This window comes from Pseudoalteromonas sp. NH0006-46, assembly GCF_057547735.1.
Window position 1 is genome coordinate 616,707 of record NZ_BAAJML010000002.1, and the last position, 24,149, is coordinate 640,855.

At 40.1% G+C, this 24,149-nt stretch carries 19 protein-coding genes; 15 read left to right on the plus strand and 4 right to left on the minus strand.

Annotated features, from left to right (window positions below; all coding sequences use genetic code 11):
• Positions 1-12: 12 nt before the first annotated feature.
• A complete protein-coding gene (locus AC27I2_RS07675) occupies positions 13-1,701 on the minus strand; it encodes a dipeptidyl-peptidase 3 family protein (RefSeq protein ID WP_487203903.1) in 1,689 nt (562 codons plus the stop codon).
• Between the two features lie 287 nt (positions 1,702-1,988).
• Between AC27I2_RS07675 and AC27I2_RS07680 the strand changes: the two genes are divergently transcribed.
• A complete protein-coding gene (locus AC27I2_RS07680) occupies positions 1,989-2,828 on the plus strand; it encodes an HDOD domain-containing protein (RefSeq protein WP_487203904.1) in 840 nt (279 codons plus the stop codon).
• A gap of 73 nt (positions 2,829-2,901) precedes the next feature.
• Here AC27I2_RS07680 and rdgC read toward each other — a convergent pair whose 3' ends face one another.
• Complete coding sequence (rdgC, locus tag AC27I2_RS07685) at positions 2,902-3,819, minus strand: recombination-associated protein RdgC (RefSeq protein ID WP_058404252.1); 918 nt, start codon at positions 3,817-3,819, stop codon at positions 2,902-2,904.
• A 90-nt stretch (positions 3,820-3,909) separates the two neighbouring features.
• Positions 3,910-5,670: a sensor histidine kinase gene (locus AC27I2_RS07690; RefSeq protein ID WP_138529747.1), complete on the minus strand. Its 1,761-nt coding sequence runs from the start codon at positions 5,668-5,670 to the stop codon at positions 3,910-3,912.
• A 386-nt stretch (positions 5,671-6,056) separates the two neighbouring features.
• Here AC27I2_RS07690 and AC27I2_RS07695 point away from each other — a divergent pair, with 386 nt between their 5' ends.
• The 14 genes from AC27I2_RS07695 (at position 6,057) to AC27I2_RS07760 (ending at position 21,989) form a co-directional block, all read left to right on the plus strand.
• Entirely contained in the window at positions 6,057-6,422 is a 366-nt protein-coding gene (locus AC27I2_RS07695; protein WP_487203905.1) for a response regulator, read from the plus strand.
• A 228-nt stretch (positions 6,423-6,650) separates the two neighbouring features.
• Complete coding sequence (gene thrA / locus AC27I2_RS07700; RefSeq protein ID WP_487203906.1) at positions 6,651-9,068, plus strand: bifunctional aspartate kinase/homoserine dehydrogenase I; 2,418 nt, start codon at positions 6,651-6,653, stop codon at positions 9,066-9,068.
• A 9-nt stretch (positions 9,069-9,077) separates the two neighbouring features.
• Entirely contained in the window at positions 9,078-10,013 is a 936-nt protein-coding gene (gene thrB / locus AC27I2_RS07705; RefSeq protein ID WP_487203907.1) for a homoserine kinase, read from the plus strand.
• A gap of 11 nt (positions 10,014-10,024) precedes the next feature.
• Complete coding sequence (gene thrC / locus AC27I2_RS07710) at positions 10,025-11,308, plus strand: threonine synthase (protein WP_058404257.1); 1,284 nt, start codon at positions 10,025-10,027, stop codon at positions 11,306-11,308.
• Positions 11,309-11,577: 269 nt separating this feature from the next.
• Positions 11,578-12,834: a serine hydroxymethyltransferase gene (gene glyA / locus AC27I2_RS07715; protein ID WP_058404258.1), complete on the plus strand. Its 1,257-nt coding sequence runs from the start codon at positions 11,578-11,580 to the stop codon at positions 12,832-12,834.
• Positions 12,835-12,931: 97 nt separating this feature from the next.
• Complete coding sequence (gene nrdR / locus AC27I2_RS07720) at positions 12,932-13,381, plus strand: transcriptional regulator NrdR (RefSeq protein WP_006794272.1); 450 nt, start codon at positions 12,932-12,934, stop codon at positions 13,379-13,381.
• A gap of 2 nt (positions 13,382-13,383) precedes the next feature.
• The gene (ribD, locus tag AC27I2_RS07725) at positions 13,384-14,535 is read left to right on the plus strand and encodes a bifunctional diaminohydroxyphosphoribosylaminopyrimidine deaminase/5-amino-6-(5-phosphoribosylamino)uracil reductase RibD (protein ID WP_058404259.1); all 1,152 of its coding nucleotides are present in this window, start codon (positions 13,384-13,386) and stop codon (positions 14,533-14,535) included.
• Between the two features lie 4 nt (positions 14,536-14,539).
• Entirely contained in the window at positions 14,540-15,193 is a 654-nt protein-coding gene (locus tag AC27I2_RS07730) for a riboflavin synthase (protein ID WP_058404260.1), read from the plus strand.
• Positions 15,194-15,222: 29 nt separating this feature from the next.
• The gene (gene ribBA, locus AC27I2_RS07735; protein ID WP_058551590.1) at positions 15,223-16,335 is read left to right on the plus strand and encodes a bifunctional 3,4-dihydroxy-2-butanone-4-phosphate synthase/GTP cyclohydrolase II; all 1,113 of its coding nucleotides are present in this window, start codon (positions 15,223-15,225) and stop codon (positions 16,333-16,335) included.
• Between the two features lie 99 nt (positions 16,336-16,434).
• The gene (ribH, locus tag AC27I2_RS07740) at positions 16,435-16,899 is read left to right on the plus strand and encodes a 6,7-dimethyl-8-ribityllumazine synthase (RefSeq protein WP_006794268.1); all 465 of its coding nucleotides are present in this window, start codon (positions 16,435-16,437) and stop codon (positions 16,897-16,899) included.
• A 15-nt stretch (positions 16,900-16,914) separates the two neighbouring features.
• Positions 16,915-17,325: a transcription antitermination factor NusB gene (gene nusB, locus AC27I2_RS07745; RefSeq protein WP_058404262.1), complete on the plus strand. Its 411-nt coding sequence runs from the start codon at positions 16,915-16,917 to the stop codon at positions 17,323-17,325.
• Between the two features lie 84 nt (positions 17,326-17,409).
• Positions 17,410-18,384: a thiamine-phosphate kinase gene (gene thiL, locus AC27I2_RS07750; protein ID WP_138529734.1), complete on the plus strand. Its 975-nt coding sequence runs from the start codon at positions 17,410-17,412 to the stop codon at positions 18,382-18,384.
• Positions 18,381-18,866, plus strand: coding sequence for a phosphatidylglycerophosphatase A family protein (locus tag AC27I2_RS07755; protein ID WP_006794265.1), 486 nt, complete (start codon positions 18,381-18,383; stop codon positions 18,864-18,866). Before thiL ends, AC27I2_RS07755 begins: the two co-directional genes overlap by 4 nt.
• Before the next feature lie 36 nt (positions 18,867-18,902).
• Positions 18,903-21,989, plus strand: a complete 3,087-nt coding sequence (locus tag AC27I2_RS07760) for a ligand-binding sensor domain-containing diguanylate cyclase (protein ID WP_138529732.1) — start codon at positions 18,903-18,905, stop codon at positions 21,987-21,989.
• A 41-nt stretch (positions 21,990-22,030) separates the two neighbouring features.
• Here the strand turns inward: AC27I2_RS07760 and AC27I2_RS07765 are convergent, their stop codons facing one another.
• Positions 22,031-24,142, minus strand: coding sequence for a hypothetical protein (locus AC27I2_RS07765; protein WP_487203916.1), 2,112 nt, complete (start codon positions 24,140-24,142; stop codon positions 22,031-22,033).
• Positions 24,143-24,149: the final 7 nt, after the last annotated feature.

Genomic DNA, 24,149 nt, shown 5'->3' on the forward strand with positions numbered 1-24,149 from the left:
GCCTTTTTAGTTTTAGTTAAGACCAAGTACGTCTTTACCTTGCTTAAAGGTGACATCTACTGGAATGTTAGCTTGGCTTAGTTTTTCTAAATCTTTGGTGAGAGACTCTTTTATATCACCATGGGTTGCAATCAGCTGGTCGACTTTTTGGTAATCGCCGTCACCTTGCAAAGTTAAAATTAGACGAGAAAGCTTTGCCATAGCAATACTCATTTTTTCCATGTTGACGCGGTACAAGCCTTCTTCATTTTTAGAAAATGCGCCTTCTTGTGCAAAAAAGTTAAAGCGAATCATATTCGCTTTCCCGTGTGCACTTGACGCGCCAAAACGTACTGAGCGGAAAATGCCGGCCATAAAGGTAATGTAGTAATCTTCAATGGTTCCTTCGCTGATCTCGCCTTTATTTAATAATTGCTCAACCATGTATAAACCTAAAATGTCGGCTTTACCTTCTTCAAGTGCGCTTGCGTGCTCTTGTAATGATTGGCGAACCGTTCCTTTACCTGTGATCGTATTTTTAATACCTAAACCATGCGCTACTTCATGAAACATGGTGTTAGCAAAAAAAGCATCAAAGGTAATGTGCTTTCGTTGCTCAGGCACGATTAACTGCTCTGAAATAGGCACTAAAATTTTATCAAATTTAGCGCGCATAGCATTTTTAAGTTGTAGGCGGCGCGTGCCTTTTTCTAGCTGTACTTGCTCATCGTTTGGTAAGTTGATTGCAATGGTTTTGCTGCCGGCATTTGAATGACCAGCATAATAAACAACGTCATACGCGTTTAAGTCTGCATCTGAACCGGGGACTTCATGTTTATATTTGTCATCAACAGGTAAACCTTTTTGAAGCTCAGGTAAAAAGGCTGCAAACTTGGCAAGACGCTCACTCCATTTTAAATCTTTAATTAATACATAAGATTCATAGGCAGTACGATAACCAAATAGTTGGTCTTCGTAGGTTTCAATTGGCCCAATAACCACATCGATTGGGTTATTTTTCATGTCCATCCATGCAAAGTCAGATACCTGAAAGTCATCTTTTTGAAGCGCGTCAGCACGAAGATTTAAGTAATTTGCAAATTCTTTATTGTCGGCAAGTTTGCTGGCTTGGCGAAGTAGGTCAGCTGCTTTTGCAAGTTCTGTTGCGTACTCTTTTGAGTAAGGCACGCTGTAAAGCTTACCTTGTTCGTCGCGTTTAATAATTGAGTAGAGGCCTGTTTTATCTTCTACGTCCGCGTTATTAAGCTCTTCTTTAGTTATATCAGCAGGGTAAAACTGTGCACCCAGTGGCTTTTCTTTATAGCCTGAAAGAAACGTTTCATCGCCATTTAAACGGTCCCACGGACCGTAGTTTATATCGGCAAATTTGCGAATGTGTTGATCAGTTAGTTTTGCTAAAAAGGCATCTTTATCTTCACCAAATGCTTGCTTCCAAAATAAGGCATCCATTATTTTTGACGCGTCAATCAGAATAGCAACCATTGCCTTTTGATTATCACTTAAATGTGATAAATCGCTTTGTAAGCTAAAGTCGGTGTATATGTCTAAGCGTTGTTTATCAACATTAATAAGCTCAGGCCCCATTACTTTTACGGGTGTTTGCAATGTGGTCTCTGAAGATGATGACGGTTGTTCTGAACATGCACTCAGAAAAACAACACCAGAGAGTAAAATGGCTTGGCTAATTTTATTTAAGATCATTATTTTGCCTATTTAAAAGTTAATTTAATAATGGGTAGACGCTTGTTTTGGGGCTCATTGGCGGCACGCTACTATATTGTGACAGCATTAAAGCAAACCTAAACAGTAAATAGCAAGTATTAGGCGGTGTATGGTAATTGTGTTGTTGAAAATAAGAGAGCAAAATAAAATTATATAATTTCCTTAACTTTAACGGTAAGTTAGGCAATACTGATTGTAAGTTCATTATTATAAAAATTAACTGTTGTAGCGTGTAGTACTATTACAACTAAAAGGATGACTGCTTTATGTCTACAGAGAATGCATTATTAACAATATTAGTTGATAGAATAAATAACGATACACTTGTATTACCTACATTACCTGAAGTTGCGGTTAAAGTTCGCCAAGCTGCAGACAACCCTGAAGTTAATTTAATGCAAATGTCGGAGGTTATTTCACAAGATCCTTCGTTATCTGCTCGTATGATTAAAGTCGCTAATAGTGCAATTATGGGACGTGCGGTTAAGGTATCTACCTTACATCAAGCGGTTACCCGCATTGGGTTGCGTCAGATTAAAAACATAGCGACAGCAATGGCTATGGAACAATTATTTGTTTCTAACAACGATCTTATTAAAGGCTATATGAGTAAAGCGTGGCAAAAAACATTAACGGTGGCGAGTCATTCAATTACGTTAATGGAGTTTTACTTACAAAATAATAAACGCACGTCGTTAAATCGCGATTCAATTACGTTAGCGGCTTTAGTTTATAACATTGGTGTATTACCTATATTAACTGAAGCTGAGCGCCACCCTGAGGTGTTTGCAAACCCTAGCTTTTTAGCACATGCTATTCAAAAGCTAAGTGGCAAAATTGGGTCATCAATCATGGATGCGTGGGAATTCCCTGTTGAGTTTTCAGATGTGGCATTAAGTTGGGCTGACCCAAGCTATAAACCAGAACAAATAAGTTATGTAGATTTTATTCGAATTGGGGCTATTTTAGAGGGGACTTTACAGGTATCTGATAAATCAGCAGCTCTACAAACTTATATTGATAAAGGTGTTATTTCATCTATGCAGTTGTTCTCAAGCGATGAATACAATGAAATGCTTGTAGACGTAAAAGACATGTTTAGCTAATTAAGCCTTAAATTTAGCGTAATAAAAAAGCACGATTAAATATCGTGCTTTTTTATTACTATTTAACGCGTGCTTAGGGGGTAACTAAATCGTCAGCATCGCCTAAACCTTGGGTTAGCTCTTCTAGCAATTGTTTAATTTCTTCAGATGCTAAAATAAAATCGGCATCAAGTTTTACTGCCATATCTTCTTTAGGTATGTCAGCGTTTTCTTCTTTTAATGTATCTGAATAACTCAAACGTTTGATTGAACCATCATTTTGCAACATGAATTTAACACGCTCTTGCCAATCGAGGGCTAGTTTAGTAACGCGTTTACCACTTTCAAGGTGTGATTTAACTTCATCACACGACAGATCATGGCCTTTTAATTTAACTTGCGCGCCACTGTCATCAGCTTCTTCAAGTTCAGCGTCAGAGCCAATTGCAAAGCCTTCTGGTGTGGTAAAGTTAGTTAGCCAATCAGTTAAAAATACATCAAGGTCATAATTTGCAAATGCAGGCACGACAGGGAGTGTACCTAATGATTTGCGTAATAGTGCTAAAAGCTCTTCAGCTTTATTAAAGCTTGCACTATTTACTACAACCCACCCATTTTCTTGGTCAATAAATGCAAACTGTAGGCTCGACTTTTTAAATGCTTGAGGAAGTAAGGTATGAAGAATATTTTCTTTTAATTCGTCTTTTTCTTTCTTTTTAACTGGACGATTTTCTTCAGCTTCGATTTGGTCAACTTTTTCGGCAACTAATTCATTTATTACAGAAGCCGGTAATACTTTTTCTTCGCGTTTAGCACATACTAATATACTCTTTTGAGAGAAGTGAGAAAGTGCTTCGCTATGCTTTCCAAATGCTTTAGTCCAGCCAAAGGTAGAGAGCTCTTGGCCTGTACAAGGGCGAAATAGGTCTTGTTCTAGAGCTTTATCAAAGTCTTCTTGTGTGTACGAAACATCTTGTTTAAAGCGGTAACAAATAAGGTTACTAAACCACATAGGGGAGATAATCCATCTGAAAAATTTGCTCAATCATAGCAATAAAAATCGTTCCTCGAAATGACTGATTAACGACTATTTAAATTAACTTTAATTGAATATAGAAAGTGGTTTAGCCATATTTTTAGGAAACTGAATAAAGTAATGCAACCCTTCACCAGGTTCACTTGTTGCCTCAATTGAGCCGCTTAAAGTTTGCTTAACTAAATTAAACATTATGTGAGTGCCCAAACCACTTCCACCTTCATCGCGTTTGGTGGTGAAAAACGGGTTAAACAGTTTTTCAAGTTGATCTGGTTGTACTCCATTACCATTGTCTTTGTAGTCAATGGTTAAGTTTTTTTCGTCACTGGTAATAGTAATATCCATTACACCATTGGTTTTACCTTCAAAACCATGAATAAGTGAATTAACTATGAGATTGGTAAATATTTGGCTTATGGCGCCGGCTGGCAAATTTAATACTAGGTCATCGGGGCATTGCAGATTGATAGTGTGCGATGTTTTTTTTAATTTAGGGTGAAGCGAGCGTATTACTTCATTTACATAATCTTTAAAGTTTATGGTACGCACAGCCTCACTGGCTTGGTCTACAGCAATTTGCTTAAAGCTTGCAATGAGGTCTGAGGCTCTATCTAAATTTGTTGTAAGCAAGCTTGTGCTTTGCTTAGCTTCGTTAATGAATTCTTCTAATGCTTTAGGGGAAAGTGTTTTTTCAGCATAGGCACTTTCAAGCTTATTTAAGCGCTCTTCTAAAAATGATACCGCGGTTACACCAATGCCGATGGGGGTATTTATGTCGTGGGTGATCCCCGCAACTAACCCTCCTAAAGCGGCCATTTTTTCTGTACCAACAAGTCGTTCTTGAGCAAGTTTTAGCTCGTCAATGTAACGTTGCGATTCTGTTTGTTTGGTGAGCAACTCTTGCTCGGTGCTTCGGCGCAAGTCTATTTCATCGGTAAGGACTATTTTTTGTTTTTCTAATTCATATTTTTGCTGTTGTAATTCCATCATTGCTTGACTTAAATTAGACGTTTTACGGGCAACATCTTGCTCTAGCTGAATATTATGTTGGTCTAATTTTTCGTTGCTCACAATTAATTTGCTTTGAGTTCGCTCGAGCTCTTTTCTGTACTGAACAACCTTATCGATTAGGTTATTAAAAGATTGCTCCATTACTTTAAGTTCATTGTGCTCTTCGGTCTCAATTTCGATGTGTTGCCCTTCTAGCTCATCGAGTTGTAGGTTTTCGATTTGTTCGGTGAGTTGATAAAGTGGGTCGGTGAGTAATTTTCTAAACGCCATTAAGAATAAAATAATTAAAAATGTTGTTTTAATCATGGCATTACCAATCAAAAAGTAGATTGATACCATTATTCTACTCAGTACCACTTCTCTGCTGGAGAATAACGTTACATCACCTACTTGCGTAGCCCGTCCTGAAAATTCAAAAATGAGTGGGAAGGTATAGCCAAATAACCCTGATTTTGAGTCTTCCAACATGGCTTCTTCTTGAACAAGTTGCTGGCTGTAGAGCTTATGGATATCTAAAGAGCGGCCAAGTTGTGAAATAACCTCGCCACTATCATCACGCACAATAATTCCCTCAATCATAGGAATAGCTAGCAGGCCCTCTGCGGTCGTTATTGTTTGCTTTGTATTAAGCTCCCAAATTGCTCGTGTTAAACTGCGGCTAAAGGTTTTTTGCAAAGTGGCAAGTTCATCTTTAATGTAATCTTTAGTATTTATGTACTCGGCAAGTACCTGCCCGCATGTGACTACAAAGGTAAGCAAAAAATAGACCGATAACACACTGGTCAGTAATCTTTTAGAAAGGCTTTTTTGTAGCATGGGGTATCAATAATTCCTTGAACTTTAATTAAGTATTTGCACTACTATTTAAAATCTAGTCAATAAATGCTTAAAAACAAATAATAAATGATTTATTTTATGACAAATAAAGGCTGATTTTTGTTTTTGTTTATTACACACTACCTATATCGGAGTGTTTGTATATTATTGATAAACTAATTGTTGTTTGTTTTTTATGCATTTTCGCAATAGTAAACTATCCCTTTTAGCTTGTTAAGTTTATTCAATAATAGATTGTTACAAAATGTGGACAAAAAGCACAGGTATTTTGTAGTAAATATAGGTACCATTGTACAAAAATACGACCTTGCTACCGACCGTTGTCCTTAATGACATTAATTATGCTTATTTAGTAGTTTTATAATATGAATTTTTCTATTTTAGTGTGTGATGACTCAACAGTTGCACGAAAACAAGTAATCAGATGTTTGCAACAGTGTATAAATGCCGATATTCAGCAAGCTACAAATGGCGCACAAGCGATTGAACTACTAAATACGAACCGTTTTGATTTGTTATGCCTAGATTTAACCATGCCTGAAGTTGACGGCGTTGGCGTTCTTGAATACATAAAAACAAACAAGGTTGAGTGTTTTGTACTTGTTATTTCTGCTGATATACAAGAGAAAATGAAGTTACGAGTGGCTAAATTAGGCGCTATCGATTTTATAAACAAACCAATAGATAAAACACGAATGAATGATATTTTGCATAAATTTGGCATTCACTAGGTTTTTTTATGTAAAAAAAGGCTGTTTTATCTTTTAATTTGCGCTTGACAGCATAGCCTTTGTTAGTGCAGTCTTACCCCATGAAAACATTTAATCGCGTACTGACCATTATTATTACAACCACCATTCTTTCTGGATAGTGGCATAGGTCGGTGCAACAAATTTAAAGGCCTGTGTTCACTTAGAACACAGGCCTTTTTTCGTTTTATGGAATGAGGAACATAAACAATGCGCGTTTTAAAATTTGGTGGGTCATCACTTGCCGACTTTGCTTGTCTTGAGCAGGTAGCTCAATTAGTTAAAGCACAATTAAAAGATGAAATGCTATTAGTGTTATCTGCACCCGGTGGGATGACTGATTCATTGGTTTCACTGGCAAGTGCTGCAGAGCAAGGCCATGACTTTGGCCCTTTATGGGAGGCGTTAACTGGACGTTGTGATGAGTTGAAATCAGCCGTCGAAAAAAAGTATGGCGCAATTGAAAGTTGGCCAGATTTTAACGCGCTAAAAAATAAGCTTGATGGTGTGTCATTAATTAAGTGCTGCCCTGAACAGGTGCGCGCTTATGTTATTAGTTTTGGCGAGCGTGTTAGTGTATCGCTTATGCAGCGCTTATTAAGCTCACATCAAGCAGTGTATTTAGAAGCGACTAGCTGTGTTGCATCAACAGGTGGCTACATAGATGCAGAGGTTGATTTAGTAACAAGCAAAGCGCGTTTCCAAGCTGTGTTAAAAGAAAACCCAGCCACGATTTATATTATGCCTGGTTTTACAGCAAGCAATGATAAAGGCGAGCTGACTACCCTTGGCCGAAATGGCTCTGATTACTCTGCAGCCATCGCTGCGGCTTGTTTAGAGGCAGATGTTTGCCAAATTTGGACTGATGTTGATGGTGTTTACAGTGCAGATCCTCGTTATATCAAAAAAGCCACTAAAGTCGATTTTTTGTCTTATAAAGAAGCAATGGAGCTTTCTTACTTTGGTGCCAAAGTTCTTCATCCAAAAACTATTTTGCCGTGCGCTAAAGCCGGCGTTCCTTGTGAAATAAAAAATACGCACAACCCTGACGCGCAAGGGTCACTAATCGGTAATGATTATTCGTCAGACGAACCGGTAAAAGCAATTTCAAGTCTGCAAGACCTTGCTATGCTAACGGTCTCGGGCCCAGGCATGAAAGGCAAAGTAGGCATGGCCTCAAAAGTATTCAATGCGCTGGCTCATGACAACGTGTCGATTGTGTTAATCACACAATCGTCGTGTGAATTTAGCATTAGCTTTTGTGTACATGAAAGCGATTTAACACTTGCATTAACAGCATTGCAAACGGCCTTTGAGCTTGAATCACAAGCAGGTTTGATTGAACCTGTACAAGTACAGCGTAATTTAGCCATAGTAACGCTTGTAGGCGATAACATGCGCGCGCACCGCGGTTTAGCGGCTAAGTTTTTTGCATCGCTTTGCCAAGCACAAGTAAATATAGTGGCAATTGCACAAGATTCTACCGAAAGCGCTATCTCAGCTGTGATTGATGGAGAGTTATGTAACGACGCAGTAAAAATATGCCATGAGAACTTTTTCACACATGTGCCATCAATCGATGTGTTTTTGCTTGGGTGTGGTTTAGTAGGGCAAGAGCTTATATCTCAATTAGAGCGTCAACAAGCATGGCTTGAAAAGCGCAATATAAAGCTTAACTTGTATGGCGTTGCAAACTCGCGTCAGCTACATCTTGATAGTGAAGGCATTGCGTTTAGTGATTGGCAACAAAAATTAGCTGCATCAGAGCAGGCGTTTGACTTAAAACTCGTTGAGCAATTTGTTAAGCAAAACCACTTAGTTAATCCTGTGCTGGTGGATTGCACATCGTCTGATGCACTGGCGGCGCAATATGTTGACTTTTTAAATGCCGGTTTTCATGTTGTCGCAGCCAACAAAAAAGCAACAACTAGCTCGTACACTTACTATCAAGATTTAATAGCAGCAACGCAAAAAAACAATCGCAAATTTTTATATGAAACCAACGTAGGTGCGGGGCTCCCAGTCATCGACAATTTACAGTCGTTATTTGGCGCGGGTGATGAACTACTTGAATTTAGCGGTATTTTATCTGGTTCGTTATCTTACATGTTTGGTGCACTTCAAGATGGTTTGTCATTGTCAGAGGCAACCATCAAAGCAAAAGAAAGTGGTTTCACAGAGCCAGACCCTCGAGACGATTTATCAGGAACGGATGTTGCGCGTAAACTTCTCATTATTGCGCGAGAAGCAGGTATGAAACTAGAGCTAAGCGATATTGAAGTTGAGTCGGTATTACCACAAGGATTTGCCGAAGGAGACAGTATTGATGAGTTTATGGCAAAACTGCCAAGCTTAGATGCTGACTTTAATACCCGTATAGAGCAGGCAGCAAGTGAAGGAAAAGTATTGCGTTACGTGGGTACAATTAAAGAAGGGCACTGTAAAGTAGGTATTGAAGCGGTAGATTCATCACATGCGCTTAATGTTATTCGTGATGGTGAAAATGCACTGGCTATTTTAAGCCAATACTACCAACCACGCCCATTTGTTATTCGTGGTTACGGTGCGGGTTCTGAAGTAACTGCTGCAGGTGTATTTGCAGATGTTTTAAAAACGTTATCGCGCTAGGAGTAAAAAATGATTGAAGTATATGCACCTGCGTCTATTGGTAATTTTGCTGTTGGATTTGATGCATTGGGTGCCGCGCTTTCGCCAATTGATGGCAGTTTATTGGGTGACGTAGCGGTTGTAAGTGCAGCGACTAATGATGAGTTTGTCTGTTCTGGCGAGTATGCTCATAAATTACCGAGTGATGCGAAAGAGAACTTAGCATATCAGTGCTTAGTGCATTTCAGAGCGCACGTTGCTCCAGATATGCCTTCAGTAAAGCTTGAACTTAAAAAAAACCTGCCAATTGGCTCAGGGTTAGGATCAAGTGCTTGTTCGGTTGTTGCTACATTTGCAGCGCTTGATAAATTTGCAAAAACACAGTTGAACCAAGTTGAGTTAATTGAGTTGATGGCAGATTTTGAAGCCGTTGTAAGTGGCGGGCGCCATTACGACAACATCACACCATGTTATTTAGGCGGCTTGCAGCTAACTGGCGATTTAATTCCTAATAAATCGATAGAACTTCCGGTTGATGAAAATTGGTATTACGTCGCGGCGTTTCCAGGCTTTTCGCTTAATACGGCAAAAGCGCGCTCTGTATTACCTAAAGAGCTTAGTATGCATGCAAGCATTGAGTTTGCGCAGCGTTTATCGGCCTTTAGTAGCTTGTTACTAACAGCACGTTTTGACGATGCATTAAGCATTATGAAAGATGAAATAGCAGAGCCATATCGAGCGCCACTTATTACTGGCTTTAGTGAGGCCAAAGCAAGTTTACCTGCACTGGGTGCTGAAATAGTGAGTATTTCAGGTGCAGGCCCTACGTTATTTACTGTATGTAAAACACAGGAAGCGGCTGAGCAATGCGCCAAATGGCTAAAAGATAATTATATAAATGAGCAAGGCTTTTGCCATATTTGTAAGTTAGATAACGACGGCACGCGTCAATTAAATGTTTTATAGGAAAAGAAGTCATGCAATTACATAATTTAAAAGATAACTCACAAAAAGTGTCGTTTGTTGAAGCAGTAAAAACAGGACTCGGGCGTAACCAAGGTGTATTTTTTCCTGAATCTTTAGCGCCATTGACTGATGTTGATGCACTGCTTGATATGGATTTTGTTACGCGTAGCGGCAAAATATTATCGCATTTAATTGGTGATGAGTTGCCAAGTGACACCGTTGCCGCCATGGTTAAAAATGCGTTCAACTTTCCAGTTAAGTTAGTCGAGGTAGAGGAAAATATCTATTGTTTGGAGCTGTTTCATGGCCCTACGCTTGCCTTTAAAGATTTTGGTGGGCGCTTTATGGCTGAATGTTTAGCGCAGTTTAACCAAGGCGAGAAGGTTACAATTTTAACCGCAACATCAGGTGATACCGGTGCGGCAGTAGCGCATGCATTTTATAATAAGCCAAATATCGATGTGGTTATTCTTTACCCTAAAGGCAAAATTTCGCTGGCTCAACAAAAACTATTCACTACTTTAGGCGGTAATATTCATTGTTACGCAGTTGATGGTAGTTTCGATGATTGCCAAGAGCTTGTTAAAAAATCGTTTTTAGATGACGAGGTAAAATCAACACTTGGCCTTAATTCTGCTAACTCAATCAACATAAGTCGATTAGTAGCGCAAGTGTGTTATTACTTTGAAGCAATTGCGCAACTGCCAAAAGAAAAGCGTGCAACAGCACATATTTCTGTACCAAGTGGTAACTTTGGTAATGTATGCGCCGCAATGATTGGTGCTGTAATAGGGTTACCAGTAGGGAAGCTAAGTGCAACTACTAACCAGAATGATACAGTTCCACGTTTTATGCTAGACAAAAACTGGGCACCAAATACAACGCTTGAATCGCTTTCAAATGCGATGGACGTAAGTAAGCCTAACAACTGGCCACGAGTGCAAACGATGTTGGATAACAACTGGTTTAGTTACGACAACTTTTATTCAATTAGTGTTGACGAACAAAACACTCAAACAGTGATGAAAAATATTCATCAAACAGGGTATGTTGCAGAGCCACATACAGCAATTGCATACCAAGGTTTAGTTAATAACCGAGCACCAGGTGCTGCGGGTATCTTTTTAGCAACTGCACATCCGGCTAAATTTAAAGAAAGCGTGGAAGATATATTAAATATCGAGCTTAATATGCCAAAACCACTAAGTGACGCATTGGCTAAACCCTGCCTAGCAAGCGATATAAACGCCGATTATGACGCGTTACGCACAGAAATACTGGCTAAGTTAGGTTAAATAAAAAGCAAAAGTTAAAGCGGCTTAGGCCGCTTTTTTTGTATGTTTTAAACCGTGAAACAGCGTTGTCAATTAACTAATTAAATGTAATAAATGAAAAACATTTAAAATAGTTATGTAAGTTATTTAAAAATATCATCTTAAAAGGACTGTGAAATAGTTTCAATCCCTGATTAAATATCCTCAACTTAAGAACGTAGGCAAAGCGCGGTTTTAAGCGTACAATATAGCCTCTAAAAAATACCATACACGTTGCCCAGGAGCCCCCAATGTTAGAACGTAGCATGAATATTTCGGACTTTGATCCAGAGTTATTTGACGCGATGAGTAAAGAAACATCACGTCAAGAAGAGCACATTGAGTTAATTGCATCTGAAAACTACTGTAGCCCACGCGTACTTGAAGCACAGGGTTCTCAACTTACTAACAAATATGCGGAAGGTTATCCTGGCAAGCGTTACTACGGTGGCTGTGAGCATGTAGACGTGGTCGAGCAATTAGCGATTGACCGTGCAAACGAATTATTTGGTACTGATTACGCAAACGTTCAGCCGCATGCTGGCTCGCAAGCAAACGCAGCTGTTTTTCAAGCATTATTAAGCCCGCTAGACACTGTTTTAGGCATGAGCCTAGCGCATGGCGGCCATCTAACTCATGGCTCACACGTAAACTTTTCAGGTAAAACGTACAATGCAATCCAGTACGGCCTAAACGAAGAAACGGGTGAAATTGATTACGCACAGGTTGAAGCGCTAGCACTAGAGCACAAACCAAAAATGATTATTGCAGGTTTTTCTGCTTATTCAGGCATTGTTGATTGGGCTAAGTTCCGTGAAATTGCAGACAAAGTAGATGCTTATTTATTTGTTGATATGGCGCATGTTGCAGGTTTAATTGCGGCGGGTGTTTACCCAAGCCCTGTACCATATGCACATGTTGTTACTACAACAACGCATAAAACATTAGCGGGCCCTCGTGGTGGTTTAATTATTTCTGCATGTGGCGACGAAGCAATCTACAAAAAGCTTAACAGTGCAGTATTCCCTGGTGGCCAAGGTGGTCCTTTATGTCACGTTATTGCTGCAAAAGCAGTGGCATTTAAAGAAGCTCTTCAACCAGAATTTAAAGAATACCAAACACAAGTTGTTAAAAATGCGCAAGCAATGGTTAGCGTGCTACAAGAGCGCGGCTATAAAGTTGTTTCTGGTAAAACAGACAATCACCTATTTTTACTTGATTTAATCGATAAAGATATCACTGGTAAAGATGCTGATGCAGCGCTTGGCAATGCGAATATTACGGTTAACAAAAACTCAGTACCTAATGATCCGCGTTCTCCTTTTGTAACCTCTGGCTTGCGTATTGGTTCTCCTGCAATCACACGTCGTGGTTTTAAAGAGGCAGAATCTAAAGAGCTTGCTGGCTGGATCTGTGATGTACTAGACAATATTGCTGATGAATCTGTACAAGCACAAGTAAAAGAAAAAGTGAAAGCTATTTGTGCAAAACTACCTGTTTACGCTTAACAAAGTAAAACGGTAATTTAGATCACATAAGTAAACATGTTATTATAAAAGCCGCTTTTTAGCGGCTTTTTTGTTTTTAAAACGGATACCTTGATTTATGCATTGCCCATTTTGTACAGCAAAAGACACCAAAGTTATAGATTCGCGCCTTGTTGGCGGTGGTCATCAAGTTCGCCGTCGTCGAGAATGTAACGATTGCCACGAACGTTTTACGACGTTTGAAGGGGCTGAGCTGGTTATGCCCCGTGTTGTTAAACAAGACGGAAGCCGAGAACCCTTTAATGAAGATAAGTTACTTAATGGCTTAAATCGTGCACTTGAAAAGCGCCCTGTTAGCACAGAGCAAGTTGATGAAGTGGTAAATATAATTAAATCACAATTACGTGCAACGGGTGAGCGAGAAATTTCGAGCCATTTGGTGGGAGAATGTATTATGGAGGCGCTTAAAAAACTTGATAAAGTAGCTTATGTAAGGTTTGCGTCTGTGTATCGCTCGTTCGAAGATATACGCGAGTTTGGCGAAGAAATTGCCCGTTTAGGGGAATAATTGTGAGCAGCCAAGTCGTATTTACTGAGCATGATAAACTATATATGGCGCGTGCTATTGAGCTTGCTAAAAAAGGACGATTTACCACAACGCCTAATCCTAATGTTGGCTGTGTACTTGTAAAAGATAATCAAATAATTGGTGAAGGGTTTCATCAATTAGCAGGGCAAGGGCATGCCGAGGTAAATGCCCTTGCTGTGGCCGGTGAAAAAGCAAAGGGTGCAACCGCCTATGTAACACTTGAACCTTGTAGTCATTATGGGCGCACGCCGCCCTGTGCAGAAGGGCTCAAGGCTGCGGGTATTAAAAAGGTGATTGCTGCCATGGTTGATACCAACCCAGAAGTGGCAGGCAAAGGCCTTAAAATACTGAGCGATGCTGGAATAGAAGTCGCTTATGGATTGCTTGAACAACAGGCTCGCGCATTAAATCTTGGTTTTTTTAAGCGAATGGAGCAAGGGCTTCCTTACGTAACCTGCAAATTAGCAGCCAGTATAGACGGTAAAACAGCGCTAAAAAATGGAAAAAGTAAGTGGATCACAGGTCCTGCTGCACGAAAAGATGTGCAGCTATACCGCGCTCAAAGCTGTGCCATTTTAACGGGGGCCGATACGGTTCTTGTTGATGATGCAAAACTCAATGTTCGGCAAAGCGAATTACCGTATTCATTACCGACCAACTTACCGCTTCGCCAGCCAGTGCGTGTTATAATAGACTCGCAAAATAGGTTAACACCCAACCTTGCGCTATTTAAAATAGCGCACCCAGTAATAATTTTTACCACCGAGGTTGATAAATCGACTCTGTGGCCGCATTTTGTTAAGCACATAGCGGTGCGTGAGCAACAGGGTAAGGTTGATTTAACCGATGTATTACAAACACTCGCTAAGCATCAATTTAATAATATATGGCTTGAGGCTGGGGCAACCCTTGCGGGGAAAATGACCGAGCTTGATTTAATTGACGAGTATGTTTTTTATATCGCACCAAAACTGATGGGCTATGATGCTAAAAGTTTAGTAAACTTCCCTGAATTGACGAGTATGCAAGATACTATCGATTTATCCTTTAATGAGTGTGTGCGTGTTGGTGACGATTTGCGTATCAATGCGTTAAAAAAGCACTCACTAAAATCACTTAACAAAGAAGAGTAGCGCTATGTTTACTGGGATAATAGAAGCCACAGGCAAAATTGCTTTATTACAAAAAAAACAAGGCGACTTAGCCATTCGCATTCAAAGCGCCGACCTTGATATGAGTGACGTGAAGCTGGGCGATAGTATTGCAACAAATGGTGTATGTTTAACCGTAGTTGATAAACATATTGATGGCTTTAGTGCTGATTTATCTAACGAAACAATTCATTTAACTGGTTTTGCGCATTATTCAATAGGGCAAACGGTTAACCTTGAAAAAGCCATGCAACCGGTTTCGCGTTTAGGTGGGCATTTAGTGTCTGGTCATGTTGATGGTATTGCAACCATTGCTGCAATTACACCAAATGCGAGAGCGACTGAATATTGGCTTACAACCGATGAAAGTTTAATGAAATACATACCTTACAAAGGATCGGTATGTATTGATGGTATAAGCCTGACAGTTAACGCTGTAGAGGGTAATAAATTTAAATTAACAATTGTGCCGCACACCAGTGGTCAAACAACGATTGCCGACTTTAAAGTCGGCACCCAAGTTAATTTAGAGGTCGATCAAATTGCACGTTATTTAGAGCGTCTTATTAAAGGCGCTGAGCAGCCAACCGGCGCAGACATATCAATGAGCTTACTCGCAAAAGCGGGCTTTATTAAATAACGAAACTGACAACTTACACGAGCGAATTTATGAATTTACACAGCGCACAAGAAATTATAGACGACATTAAAGCCGGTAAAATGGTCATTTTAATGGACGACGAAGACAGAGAGAATGAAGGTGATTTAATTATTGCTGCCGAGCATATCAGTGCAGAGGCAATTAATTTTATGGCCACTCATGGCCGCGGTTTAATTTGTTTAACGATGACACAAGAGCGTTGTGAACAACTTGATTTGCCTCTAATGGTTAAAAATAACGGTGCTGCGTTTTCAACTAACTTTACAATGTCGATAGAAGCGTCAAAAGGCGTAACTACAGGTATATCTGCAGCAGATAGGGCACGCACAGTACAAGCTGCAATTGCTAAAGGTGCTGTCCCTGGCGATATAGTACAGCCGGGTCATATTTTCCCAATTATGGCGCAGCCAGGCGGGGTGTTAACACGCGCAGGTCATACAGAAGCAGGGTGTGATTTAGCGCGATTAGCGGGCCTTGAAGCGTCTTCTGTTATTGTTGAAATTTTAAATGCAGATGGCACTATGGCGCGTCGCCCTGATTTAGAAATTTTTGCCAAAGAGCACGATATAAAAATAGGCACTATTGCTGATTTAATTGAATACCGTAATTTAAACGAAACCACAATTGAAAAAGTAGCTAAGTGTAAGTTACCGACAGAGCATGGTGAGTTTGATTTAGTAACTTATAAAGATACGATCGACGGTCAGTTACATTACGTACTACTCAAAGGTGAAATTAAAGCGCAAGAACCAACGTTGGTACGTGTGCATTTGCAAAGTACGTTTAACGATATCTTACTTTCTGATCGAAGTGCGGATAGAAGCTGGGGCTTATCTGATGCAATGGCATACATTGCTAAAAACGAGGGTGTGCTCGTTATTTTGGGTAAGCAGGAAAGTACTGAAGAGCTTGAAGCAACAGTAAAAGCATTTGCAGCTGCAGACGCGGGTGAAAATGTTACACCGCGTAAATTTCAAGGAACATCTCGTACCGTTGGTGTAGGCTCACAAATTCTTGCAGACTTAGGTATAGAGCAAATGCGCTTAATGAGCAGGCCAAAAAAATACCATGCACTTTCGGGGTTTCACTTAGAAGTTGTTGATTACATTGAGCCACAATAGGCAAACGCTTAAACTAGGCTATTTCATTATTATTATGGTATGATGCGCAGCAATTTTTGCGCAATCGCAACCGCTTGAACTTATTTTTAGGGTTATCGAATGAAAATTATTGAAGGTAATAAGTACGCTCCGGGCAAAAAATTTGCCATTGTCATCTCTCGTTTTAATGACTTTATTGGTAGTAGCCTGCTTGAAGGCGCTGTTGATGAGCTAAAACGTACTGGTGGTGTATCTGATGACGATATTACTGTTATTTATGTACCGGGTGCAGTTGAATTACCTTTAGCGGCAAAACGCGTTGCGGCAAAAAAAGAGTATGATGCAATCATCGCTTTAGGCGTAGTGATCAGAGGTGGTACACCACACTTTGACCTAGTTGCTGGCGAATCAAACAAAGGTCTTGCGCAAGTATCACTAGAGTATGATATACCGGTTGCATTTGGCGTATTAACTACTGAAAGCATCGAGCAAGCTATTGAGCGTGCAGGCACCAAAATGGGTAATAAAGGCGGCGAAGCTGCTTTAGGTGCGCTTGAAATGGTTAATGTGTTAGATAAAATTTAAGTTTAAGGAATTTTTGTGAAACCAGCAGCAAGACGTAAAGCACGTATCTTAGCACTTCAAGCCGTTTATTCTTGGCAATTAAGCGGCAATGCAATTGCCGATATCGAACAACAAATGTTGATCGAGAACGACGTTACCAAAATTGATGTTGAATACTTTAAAGATTTAGCCTCAGGTGTGGCTGTTAATTATAAGCAACTTGATGAAGCGGTATCACCTCATTTAACACGTCCGTTTGATGACTTAGATATGGTTGAGCGAGCAATTTTACGTTTAAGCAGCTACGAACTTAAGTTTCGTGAAGATGTACCTTATAAAGTTGCTATCAACGAAGGTATTGAGCTGGCCAAAATATTTGGCGCAGAAGACAGCCATAAATTTGTAAACGGTGTACTTGATAAAGCGGTAAAGCATTTACGCAAGTAGTAGTACTTTCTCTGGTTAAATAATCAGAAGATTACTTTATATAACCGTTAAAAGGAGAGCCGGCATAGGTCGGCTTTTTTGTGTATGAAGGAATTTGAATTAATTAACCGCTACTTTAAAGGTCGCGGTATTTCTCGTCGTGATGTTAACCTAGGCATAGGTGATGATTGCGCGCTTGTCACTGTTCCACAAAACTGCCAACTTGCAGTCACAACTGATACGTTAGTAGAGGGCGTGCACTTTTTTGAAGATATTTCTCCTCGCGCTTTAGGGCATAGGGCACTCGCTGTAAACCTCAGTGATTTAGCCGCAATGGGGGCAGAGCCTACGTGGGTATCTGTTGCATTAACATTACCAACTATAGATTCACAGTGGATTGCAGAGTTTACTGAAGGCATGCATGAAATTGCAGAATACTTTAATGTACAAATTATTGGGGGTGATACCACGCAGGGACCACTTACCATTACTATTTGTGCAAAAGGTACCGTGCCTGAAGGTAAGGCGTTACGAAGAAGTGGTGCAAAGGTAGGTGATTGGATCTATGTTACAGGTCCTTTAGGGGATGCTGGGCTTGCTATTGAATCCCGTAAGCAAGACTTTAATATAACCCCAACACATTTAGAGTACCTGAATAAGCGTTTTGATTACCCAACCCCGCGAGTGGCTGCTGGGCAAGTGCTTAGAGGACTAGCAACATCAGCGATTGATGTATCAGATGGCTTACTTGCTGATTTAACACATATTCTTGAAATGTCGCAAGTTAATGCAGAAATAAATATTGAAAGTATCCCTACCTCAGAGGCAATGAAAGCAAGCCTTGATTTTAATAAGCAGTTACCGTTTATTTTGGGTTACGGCGATGACTACGAATTAATTTTTACTGTTCCAGATAACAACAAAGGTATGCTTGATTTAAAGTTAAACCAGTATGGTGTTGATATTACTTGCATTGGGCAAATAAAAAGTGGAGACGGTAAGATTGAGCTTTTACACAATGGTGAAATGTTTAGCTTTGAGCAGCATGGCTTTGAACATTTTACAAAGGAGCAGGTTTGAATAAAAACCGATTATTTAATTTAAAACGCCCGCACCAGTTTTTTGGATTAGGGTTTGGTACTGGTCTTGCCCCTAAAGCACCAGGCACATTTGGTACGTTTGCTGCGTTGCCATTTATATTTATAACTATGCATTATCCAATATGGTTGCAAATAGTGTTTGCTGTTGTGATCAGTGTGTTTGGTATATGGGCATGTGGTAAAACAGCCGACGATTTGGGTGTGCATGATCATCCCGCTATTGTATGGGATGAAGTCGCTGGCTACTACATCACCATGATAGGTGCAGCATTGAATTGGCAAACTTTATTAGTTGGCTTTTTACTATTCCGCTTTTTTGATATAGCAAAACCGGGCCCTATTCGAATGCTTGATAAGCGCGTGCATGGTGGTTTTGGTATTATGGCAGATGACGTGCTAGCGGGTATTTTTTCATTGATTTGTTTGCAAGCATTAATAAAAGCAGGTTTACTACCGTTTTAATGTTTATATTTAATTAGTTTAACTAGGTGGCAGCGTATGATGCGATTTTTACTGGTGTGTGTACTTATGTTGTGCGCAATGCCAAGTGGGGCTTCGATTACGGATTATGTCGTTAAACAATGGAATATTAAAGATGGTTTGCCATCGCAATCGCTAAAAAGCGTAGTGCAAGATCAGCAAGGCTACATATGGCTTGGAACGCAGTTTGGGTTAAGCCGCTTCGATGGTAATACGTTCACAAACTACAACACCCAAAATAGTTCTTTTTTACCGAGTAATGGCATTAATAAGCTTTTAATCGATTCGAACGGATTGCTGTGGGTGGGTACCAAAAGTGGGTTAGTTGTAATAAACCCAGCTACTTTTTCAGCACAAGCATTTAATATTAAAGGCCCTGTTAGAGATATTTTAGAAGATTCTAAAGGGGGCACGTGGATTGCCGCCAATGGGTTATATTATGTTGACCGTGGCCAAGTTAATTTACGTGGTCAATACAGTGGGACTTTGTCTACAGCAAATGCAACCGTTATAACTCAAATAGTGGGCTCAGTGAGCCAAATGGCACTTTCGCCGGAAGGCATTTGGCTTGTTAATGATCGTCACTTATTACGCTTAACTAAAAACTCCTCTGATTTTGCTAAGCTGCGTTTAGAGCTGACTGCAAAAATTTCTTTGCCCGAGCGTTTAGCTCAAACTATTGTTCATGATCTTGCTTTTTTAAATGGTAATTTATATTTAGCATCAGAGCTTGGCGCTTATTTTTTAGATTTAGACGATGAGCTAAGGCCTTTCCCATTACCTAATGCGAACAATTCTGCAGTATACAAATTTATGAGTGACAGCGATGGCGGCTTATGGATTTCTACATACGGGCGTTTATTGTTTAGAGATAAAGCGAGTCAATGGCAATGGGTAGAGCCTAGCCAGTTAGATCAAAGTATTTGGTTTGCTGATATTTTTAGAGATGATAAAAATAATATTTGGTTAGCCAGTTTTAGTGAAGGCCTATGGCTTGCTCACGAAGGGCGGGTCGAAAGACACGCGGCGGTTTCAAAAATGACCGAAGCTGTTATGGCGCTTAGCCAAGCGCCCGATGGCAAGTTATGGGTGGCCAATAAAAGTGGTGTTGGTTATTTTGATTTAAATAAAAGTTATATTAATTTAATTCCAAGCAGCCAATATGGCCGTGCTTCAGTACATGATTTGCAGTTTGATGGCGACCGCTTATACATTGCCACAGGGCGAGGTTTATTCGTTTACGAGAACGACACACTGTTTACTGTACCCGGGCGTGCACTGCGTGATAACCCTGTGTTTGCAATTAGTCGTTCAAGTAAAGGCGGGTTTTGGATAGGCACAGGCCGAGGTTTATATAGGCTTAATTTTGCAGGTTTAACTCCTTTTGCTTACAACGCGTTTTTAGGCAGTAAATTTATAACTTACGTGTTGGACAAAGAAAACTTTGGTGTTATTGGGACGAGTAAAGGCGCTTATTATTTTACTGACCGTGGTATTGAAAAAGTAGGGGATCAAACTTCGCTTGAAAGTGCATATATCACCAGTGTTTTGCATATTGATGGCGTGGGTATTTTAATTGGTTCACTTAATGATGGATTGTTTTACCGCAGCGCGCAGGGTCAATGGCGACAGCTTGATGCGGCAAATGGCTTGCCGTATGGTTCTATATTTAGCTTAGAATACGACGAAAAATTAAATAATGTTTGGGTAAGCACCATGAAAGGGGTTTACAGAATGCCAGCAGGGCAGTTTAAAACAGATATTCAAAGCTTAAAAGTAGAAGAGGTGATTTCGTCATTCGACCGACAGCTTGATGGCAAAGCAAACCAATGTTGTAGTGGATTGGGTCATGATGCGGTAGTCAGTATGGGTAACTCAATGTGGTATCCAAGCTTGCAGGGTGTTGTAGAAATACCTAAAAACGTAGAGTTGTTTGGTGTACTGTCGTTAAAGCCGACCATTGAAACAATTAACACACCTGAGCGAAGCCTCACAACAGCAGCGTTGGGTAATAAGCCAACTCTTGAAACCGACGAACGAGATATAACGCTTACTTATACGGCTATCGATTACTACGCGCCAAATAGTATTGAGTTTAGATATAAACTAAGTGGCTTAGATAGTGATTGGCGATATGCAAATACTCGTCGTGAGGCTATTTATACTAACTTACCTGCAGGGGCATTTCTGTTTCAGTTAGAAGCAAAACGCCAAGGGGAAGATTGGTCAAAGGCACAAAATGTAGAGTATGGCTTTATTGTGCCTGAGCGTTTTGATGAAACAATTTATTTTAGGTTGCTGATCACAAGTGGCTTTATTTTACTCCTTTATTTAGTATTTTGGGTGCTTAAGGCGCAAGAGCGCAGAAAACAAAAAGTGCTTGAAGGTTTAATTACAGAGCGGACTTTAGAGCTGCGCCAAGCAAATGATAAATTAGGGCAAGTTAATTCACAGCTTAAGCTCGTTAGTCACTCAGATGAGCTAACAGGCTTGCGTAGCCGTCGCTTTTTGTTTGATCAGCTACCAAAAGACATTGAACACTTTCAACGTAATTCGCAATCATTGCAGGCGCAGGGTAAATCACTGGTGCTTGTAATAATAAATTTTGATAACTTTAGCCGTATAAATGATGCCTTTGGTCCAATTGCAGGTGATAGCTGCTTGCAGCAAATGGCAGCTCTACTAAACTCGCGTACCCAAGGCTCTGATTATGTAGCGCGTTGGAGTGGTGATGAATTTTTACTACTATTACGTGACTTTAAATGCAATAAAATAGACAGTTACGCGTCAGAACTTTGTAAAGCGATTGCAGAGTATTCATTCCAACTACCTAACGGTAATATGACAAATATAACAGCCTCAATTGGGTGGTCTTTCTATCCATTACCATTACTCGGTGGCCAGGTAATTGGTTGGGAAACCTCTATTAATTTAGCTGATATTTCACTTCATCAAGTTAAAAAGCGCGGTGGTGATGGCGTAGCCCATATTACTTTTGACGAGCAGCTAGATGCATTTGAATTTGAGCAAAACTCTAATGTAGAGCAGCAGCTGAGTATGCTACAGCGAAATGGTTTAGCCGATATAAAAGTGTGGATGCGATAATACCTGACCAACATTGTTGATCAGGTATGGTGAGGTTAACTCTATTGATTAAGCCAAGCTGGTAATATTGCCACTGACTCAGGTGCTGTAAATGCAGTGCTTGCATCGGCGCTAACGTCGCCTCCGGCACTGCTTAAAATATTGTTAAAACGCATAACCACATTATTTGATTTTTCAGCTACGTATAAATCTGTCCCGGTATACATAATATCGACAGGGTTGCCCAGTAGGGTATTTGGACCGCTAATAGTGGTGCTTATGTTTACCAAACCCGACGCCATTGCTACGTTATTCAACACGTATATTTTGCCATCATCGGCAATTGCTGCGCTACCAACATCAGAGAGGATTAACGAGCCGCTTAGCGAGTCGTAGTCGATGCCATGTATATTGCTTGGCGCTTCTATTGCGGCTCCAGCATTTGCAGGTGTTATAAGCCTATCTTCAACGGCAATATTAGTATTACCAGCCATTAGCTTGCTTTTGACTTCGTCGAATACAGCAACGGTTCCATTTGTTAGTGCTACAAAAGCACGGTCAGTGCTTGCATCGTAATCAACATCCCAAGGGCGAGCGCCGTTTGCAAAAGTAAGTGTCATCAAAGGGGACGCATCCCCTGTAGTACACGTTGAAAATATTGAAATGCTCGGCGTATCTGCATTATTTTCTGCAACTAAAATCATACCGCTATCAGAAGCAACATCAAGACCTTTAGGAGATATAAGGCCTGTGTTCGCTCCAGTAATAATACTATCTTGGCTTGTATTATACGTTTGTCCATCTCGGTTTATTGCTACTTTATTTGAAATAACAATACCACCAATAGAAGTTGCACTGTTATCGAACGTTGTATAACTGTTTCCCGCTTTGTCGAAGGTCGTGCTTTCTATAGTTTGACTCGCGTTATAATTGCCAATTTCAGTATTAAGTTGTGAACTTAATCGACTAATTTGCCCAGTTGTTTCACCTGCAGTACCTGGGTTACTGCTTACAGCGACCCCTAAAAGCCCCATATTAGCAGTATCACTATCTGAAATGTCAGCCCTCTCATTTGGCATGCCCAGTTTAGTAATTGACTCAGGTTTAATCGTTGAGGTGACTAAATCAGGAGTAATATCGCCGCTTTCACCTGAAAATATATTGCTAAAGACAAGAACAGCGTCATTTGATTTTTCGGCTACACGCAAATCACTACCTTCAAGGCTAATATCAACGGGGTTACCAAGCATTGTTGCTGGGCCGGCAATACTTCGTGCAACGCTTACTAAACCCTCTGCGGTTGATGCATTATTGATTACAAATAACGATCCATCGGTTGCATCTGAGGCACTACCTACATCAGACAAAACAAGTTTATTAGTACTTGGGTCATAAACAATACCGTGGATATTTACAGATATTTGCGTACCATCATTATTGGCAGGGGTAATTGTGCGGCTTGGCATTGCGGCAAATTCACTATTAACAAAATTATCGTAAACGGCTACATCACCATTTGTAAGTGCTACATAAAGGCGGTCATTAGTTTCATCATAATCAACATCCCATGGTGCAGCCTCTGTAATGGTTATACCTAAAGGAGCTGCATTGCCGGCTGCTGTAGCACCAAAAGTCGTTACCTGCATTGCGCCAAAGTCAGCAATAAAAATAAGACCACTCTTTTGTGCTGTAGCAATTCCCTTAGGGTTTACTAGCGTTGTGTTAGCACCTGTTATTTCGCGATCTGTATTTGCAGCATAGCTGGCGCCGTCAGCACGGTTAGCAAGCTGACAGATAGTTTTAATACTGCCATTTTCATTGTCGCTTGCTTGTAATAAGTTACCTAGGCTATCAAAAGCGACGCCTTCGTTAGCTGTTGTATTAAAGGTTTTTAATTTAGAAGCACTTTGGTTAATTAAGTCAATGGTACCCGCGTTGGTTTCTCCATTGTTAGCCAAAATAAATGTTGCAGCTGCAAAACCTGGGTTGCCATTTTTACCGTCGGAACCATTTTGTCCATCAGTGCCTGCAATACCATCTACGCCGTTTTTACCATCGTCTGAGCTACAACCTGTAATGCCGATTAATACTGCAAGTGTTAAAGCTGAAAAACTAAGTTTTTGTTTCAATGTGTTTTTTTGTGCAGAGTAAGTTGTTAAATTAACGTTATTCATCATTTTT

Bases quoted from the DNA above. Each gene is read 5' to 3' on its own strand.
- AC27I2_RS07675 (WP_487203903.1), bottom strand. From the start codon at position 1,701: ATGATCTTAAATAAAATTAGCCAAGCCATTTTACTCTCTGGTGTTGTT.
- AC27I2_RS07680 (WP_487203904.1), top strand. From the start codon at position 1,989: ATGTCTACAGAGAATGCATTATTAACAATATTAGTTGATAGAATAAAT.
- rdgC (WP_058404252.1), bottom strand. From the start codon at position 3,819: ATGTGGTTTAGTAACCTTATTTGTTACCGCTTTAAACAAGATGTTTCG.
- AC27I2_RS07690 (WP_138529747.1), bottom strand. From the start codon at position 5,670: ATGCTACAAAAAAGCCTTTCTAAAAGATTACTGACCAGTGTGTTATCG.
- AC27I2_RS07695 (WP_487203905.1), top strand. From the start codon at position 6,057: ATGAATTTTTCTATTTTAGTGTGTGATGACTCAACAGTTGCACGAAAA.
- thrA (WP_487203906.1), top strand. From the start codon at position 6,651: ATGCGCGTTTTAAAATTTGGTGGGTCATCACTTGCCGACTTTGCTTGT.
- thrB (WP_487203907.1), top strand. From the start codon at position 9,078: ATGATTGAAGTATATGCACCTGCGTCTATTGGTAATTTTGCTGTTGGA.
- thrC (WP_058404257.1), top strand. From the start codon at position 10,025: ATGCAATTACATAATTTAAAAGATAACTCACAAAAAGTGTCGTTTGTT.
- glyA (WP_058404258.1), top strand. From the start codon at position 11,578: ATGTTAGAACGTAGCATGAATATTTCGGACTTTGATCCAGAGTTATTT.
- nrdR (WP_006794272.1), top strand. From the start codon at position 12,932: ATGCATTGCCCATTTTGTACAGCAAAAGACACCAAAGTTATAGATTCG.
- AC27I2_RS07730 (WP_058404260.1), top strand. From the start codon at position 14,540: ATGTTTACTGGGATAATAGAAGCCACAGGCAAAATTGCTTTATTACAA.
- ribBA (WP_058551590.1), top strand. From the start codon at position 15,223: ATGAATTTACACAGCGCACAAGAAATTATAGACGACATTAAAGCCGGT.
- ribH (WP_006794268.1), top strand. From the start codon at position 16,435: ATGAAAATTATTGAAGGTAATAAGTACGCTCCGGGCAAAAAATTTGCC.
- thiL (WP_138529734.1), top strand. From the start codon at position 17,410: ATGAAGGAATTTGAATTAATTAACCGCTACTTTAAAGGTCGCGGTATT.
- AC27I2_RS07760 (WP_138529732.1), top strand. From the start codon at position 18,903: ATGATGCGATTTTTACTGGTGTGTGTACTTATGTTGTGCGCAATGCCA.
- AC27I2_RS07765 (WP_487203916.1), bottom strand. From the start codon at position 24,142: ATGAATAACGTTAATTTAACAACTTACTCTGCACAAAAAAACACATTG.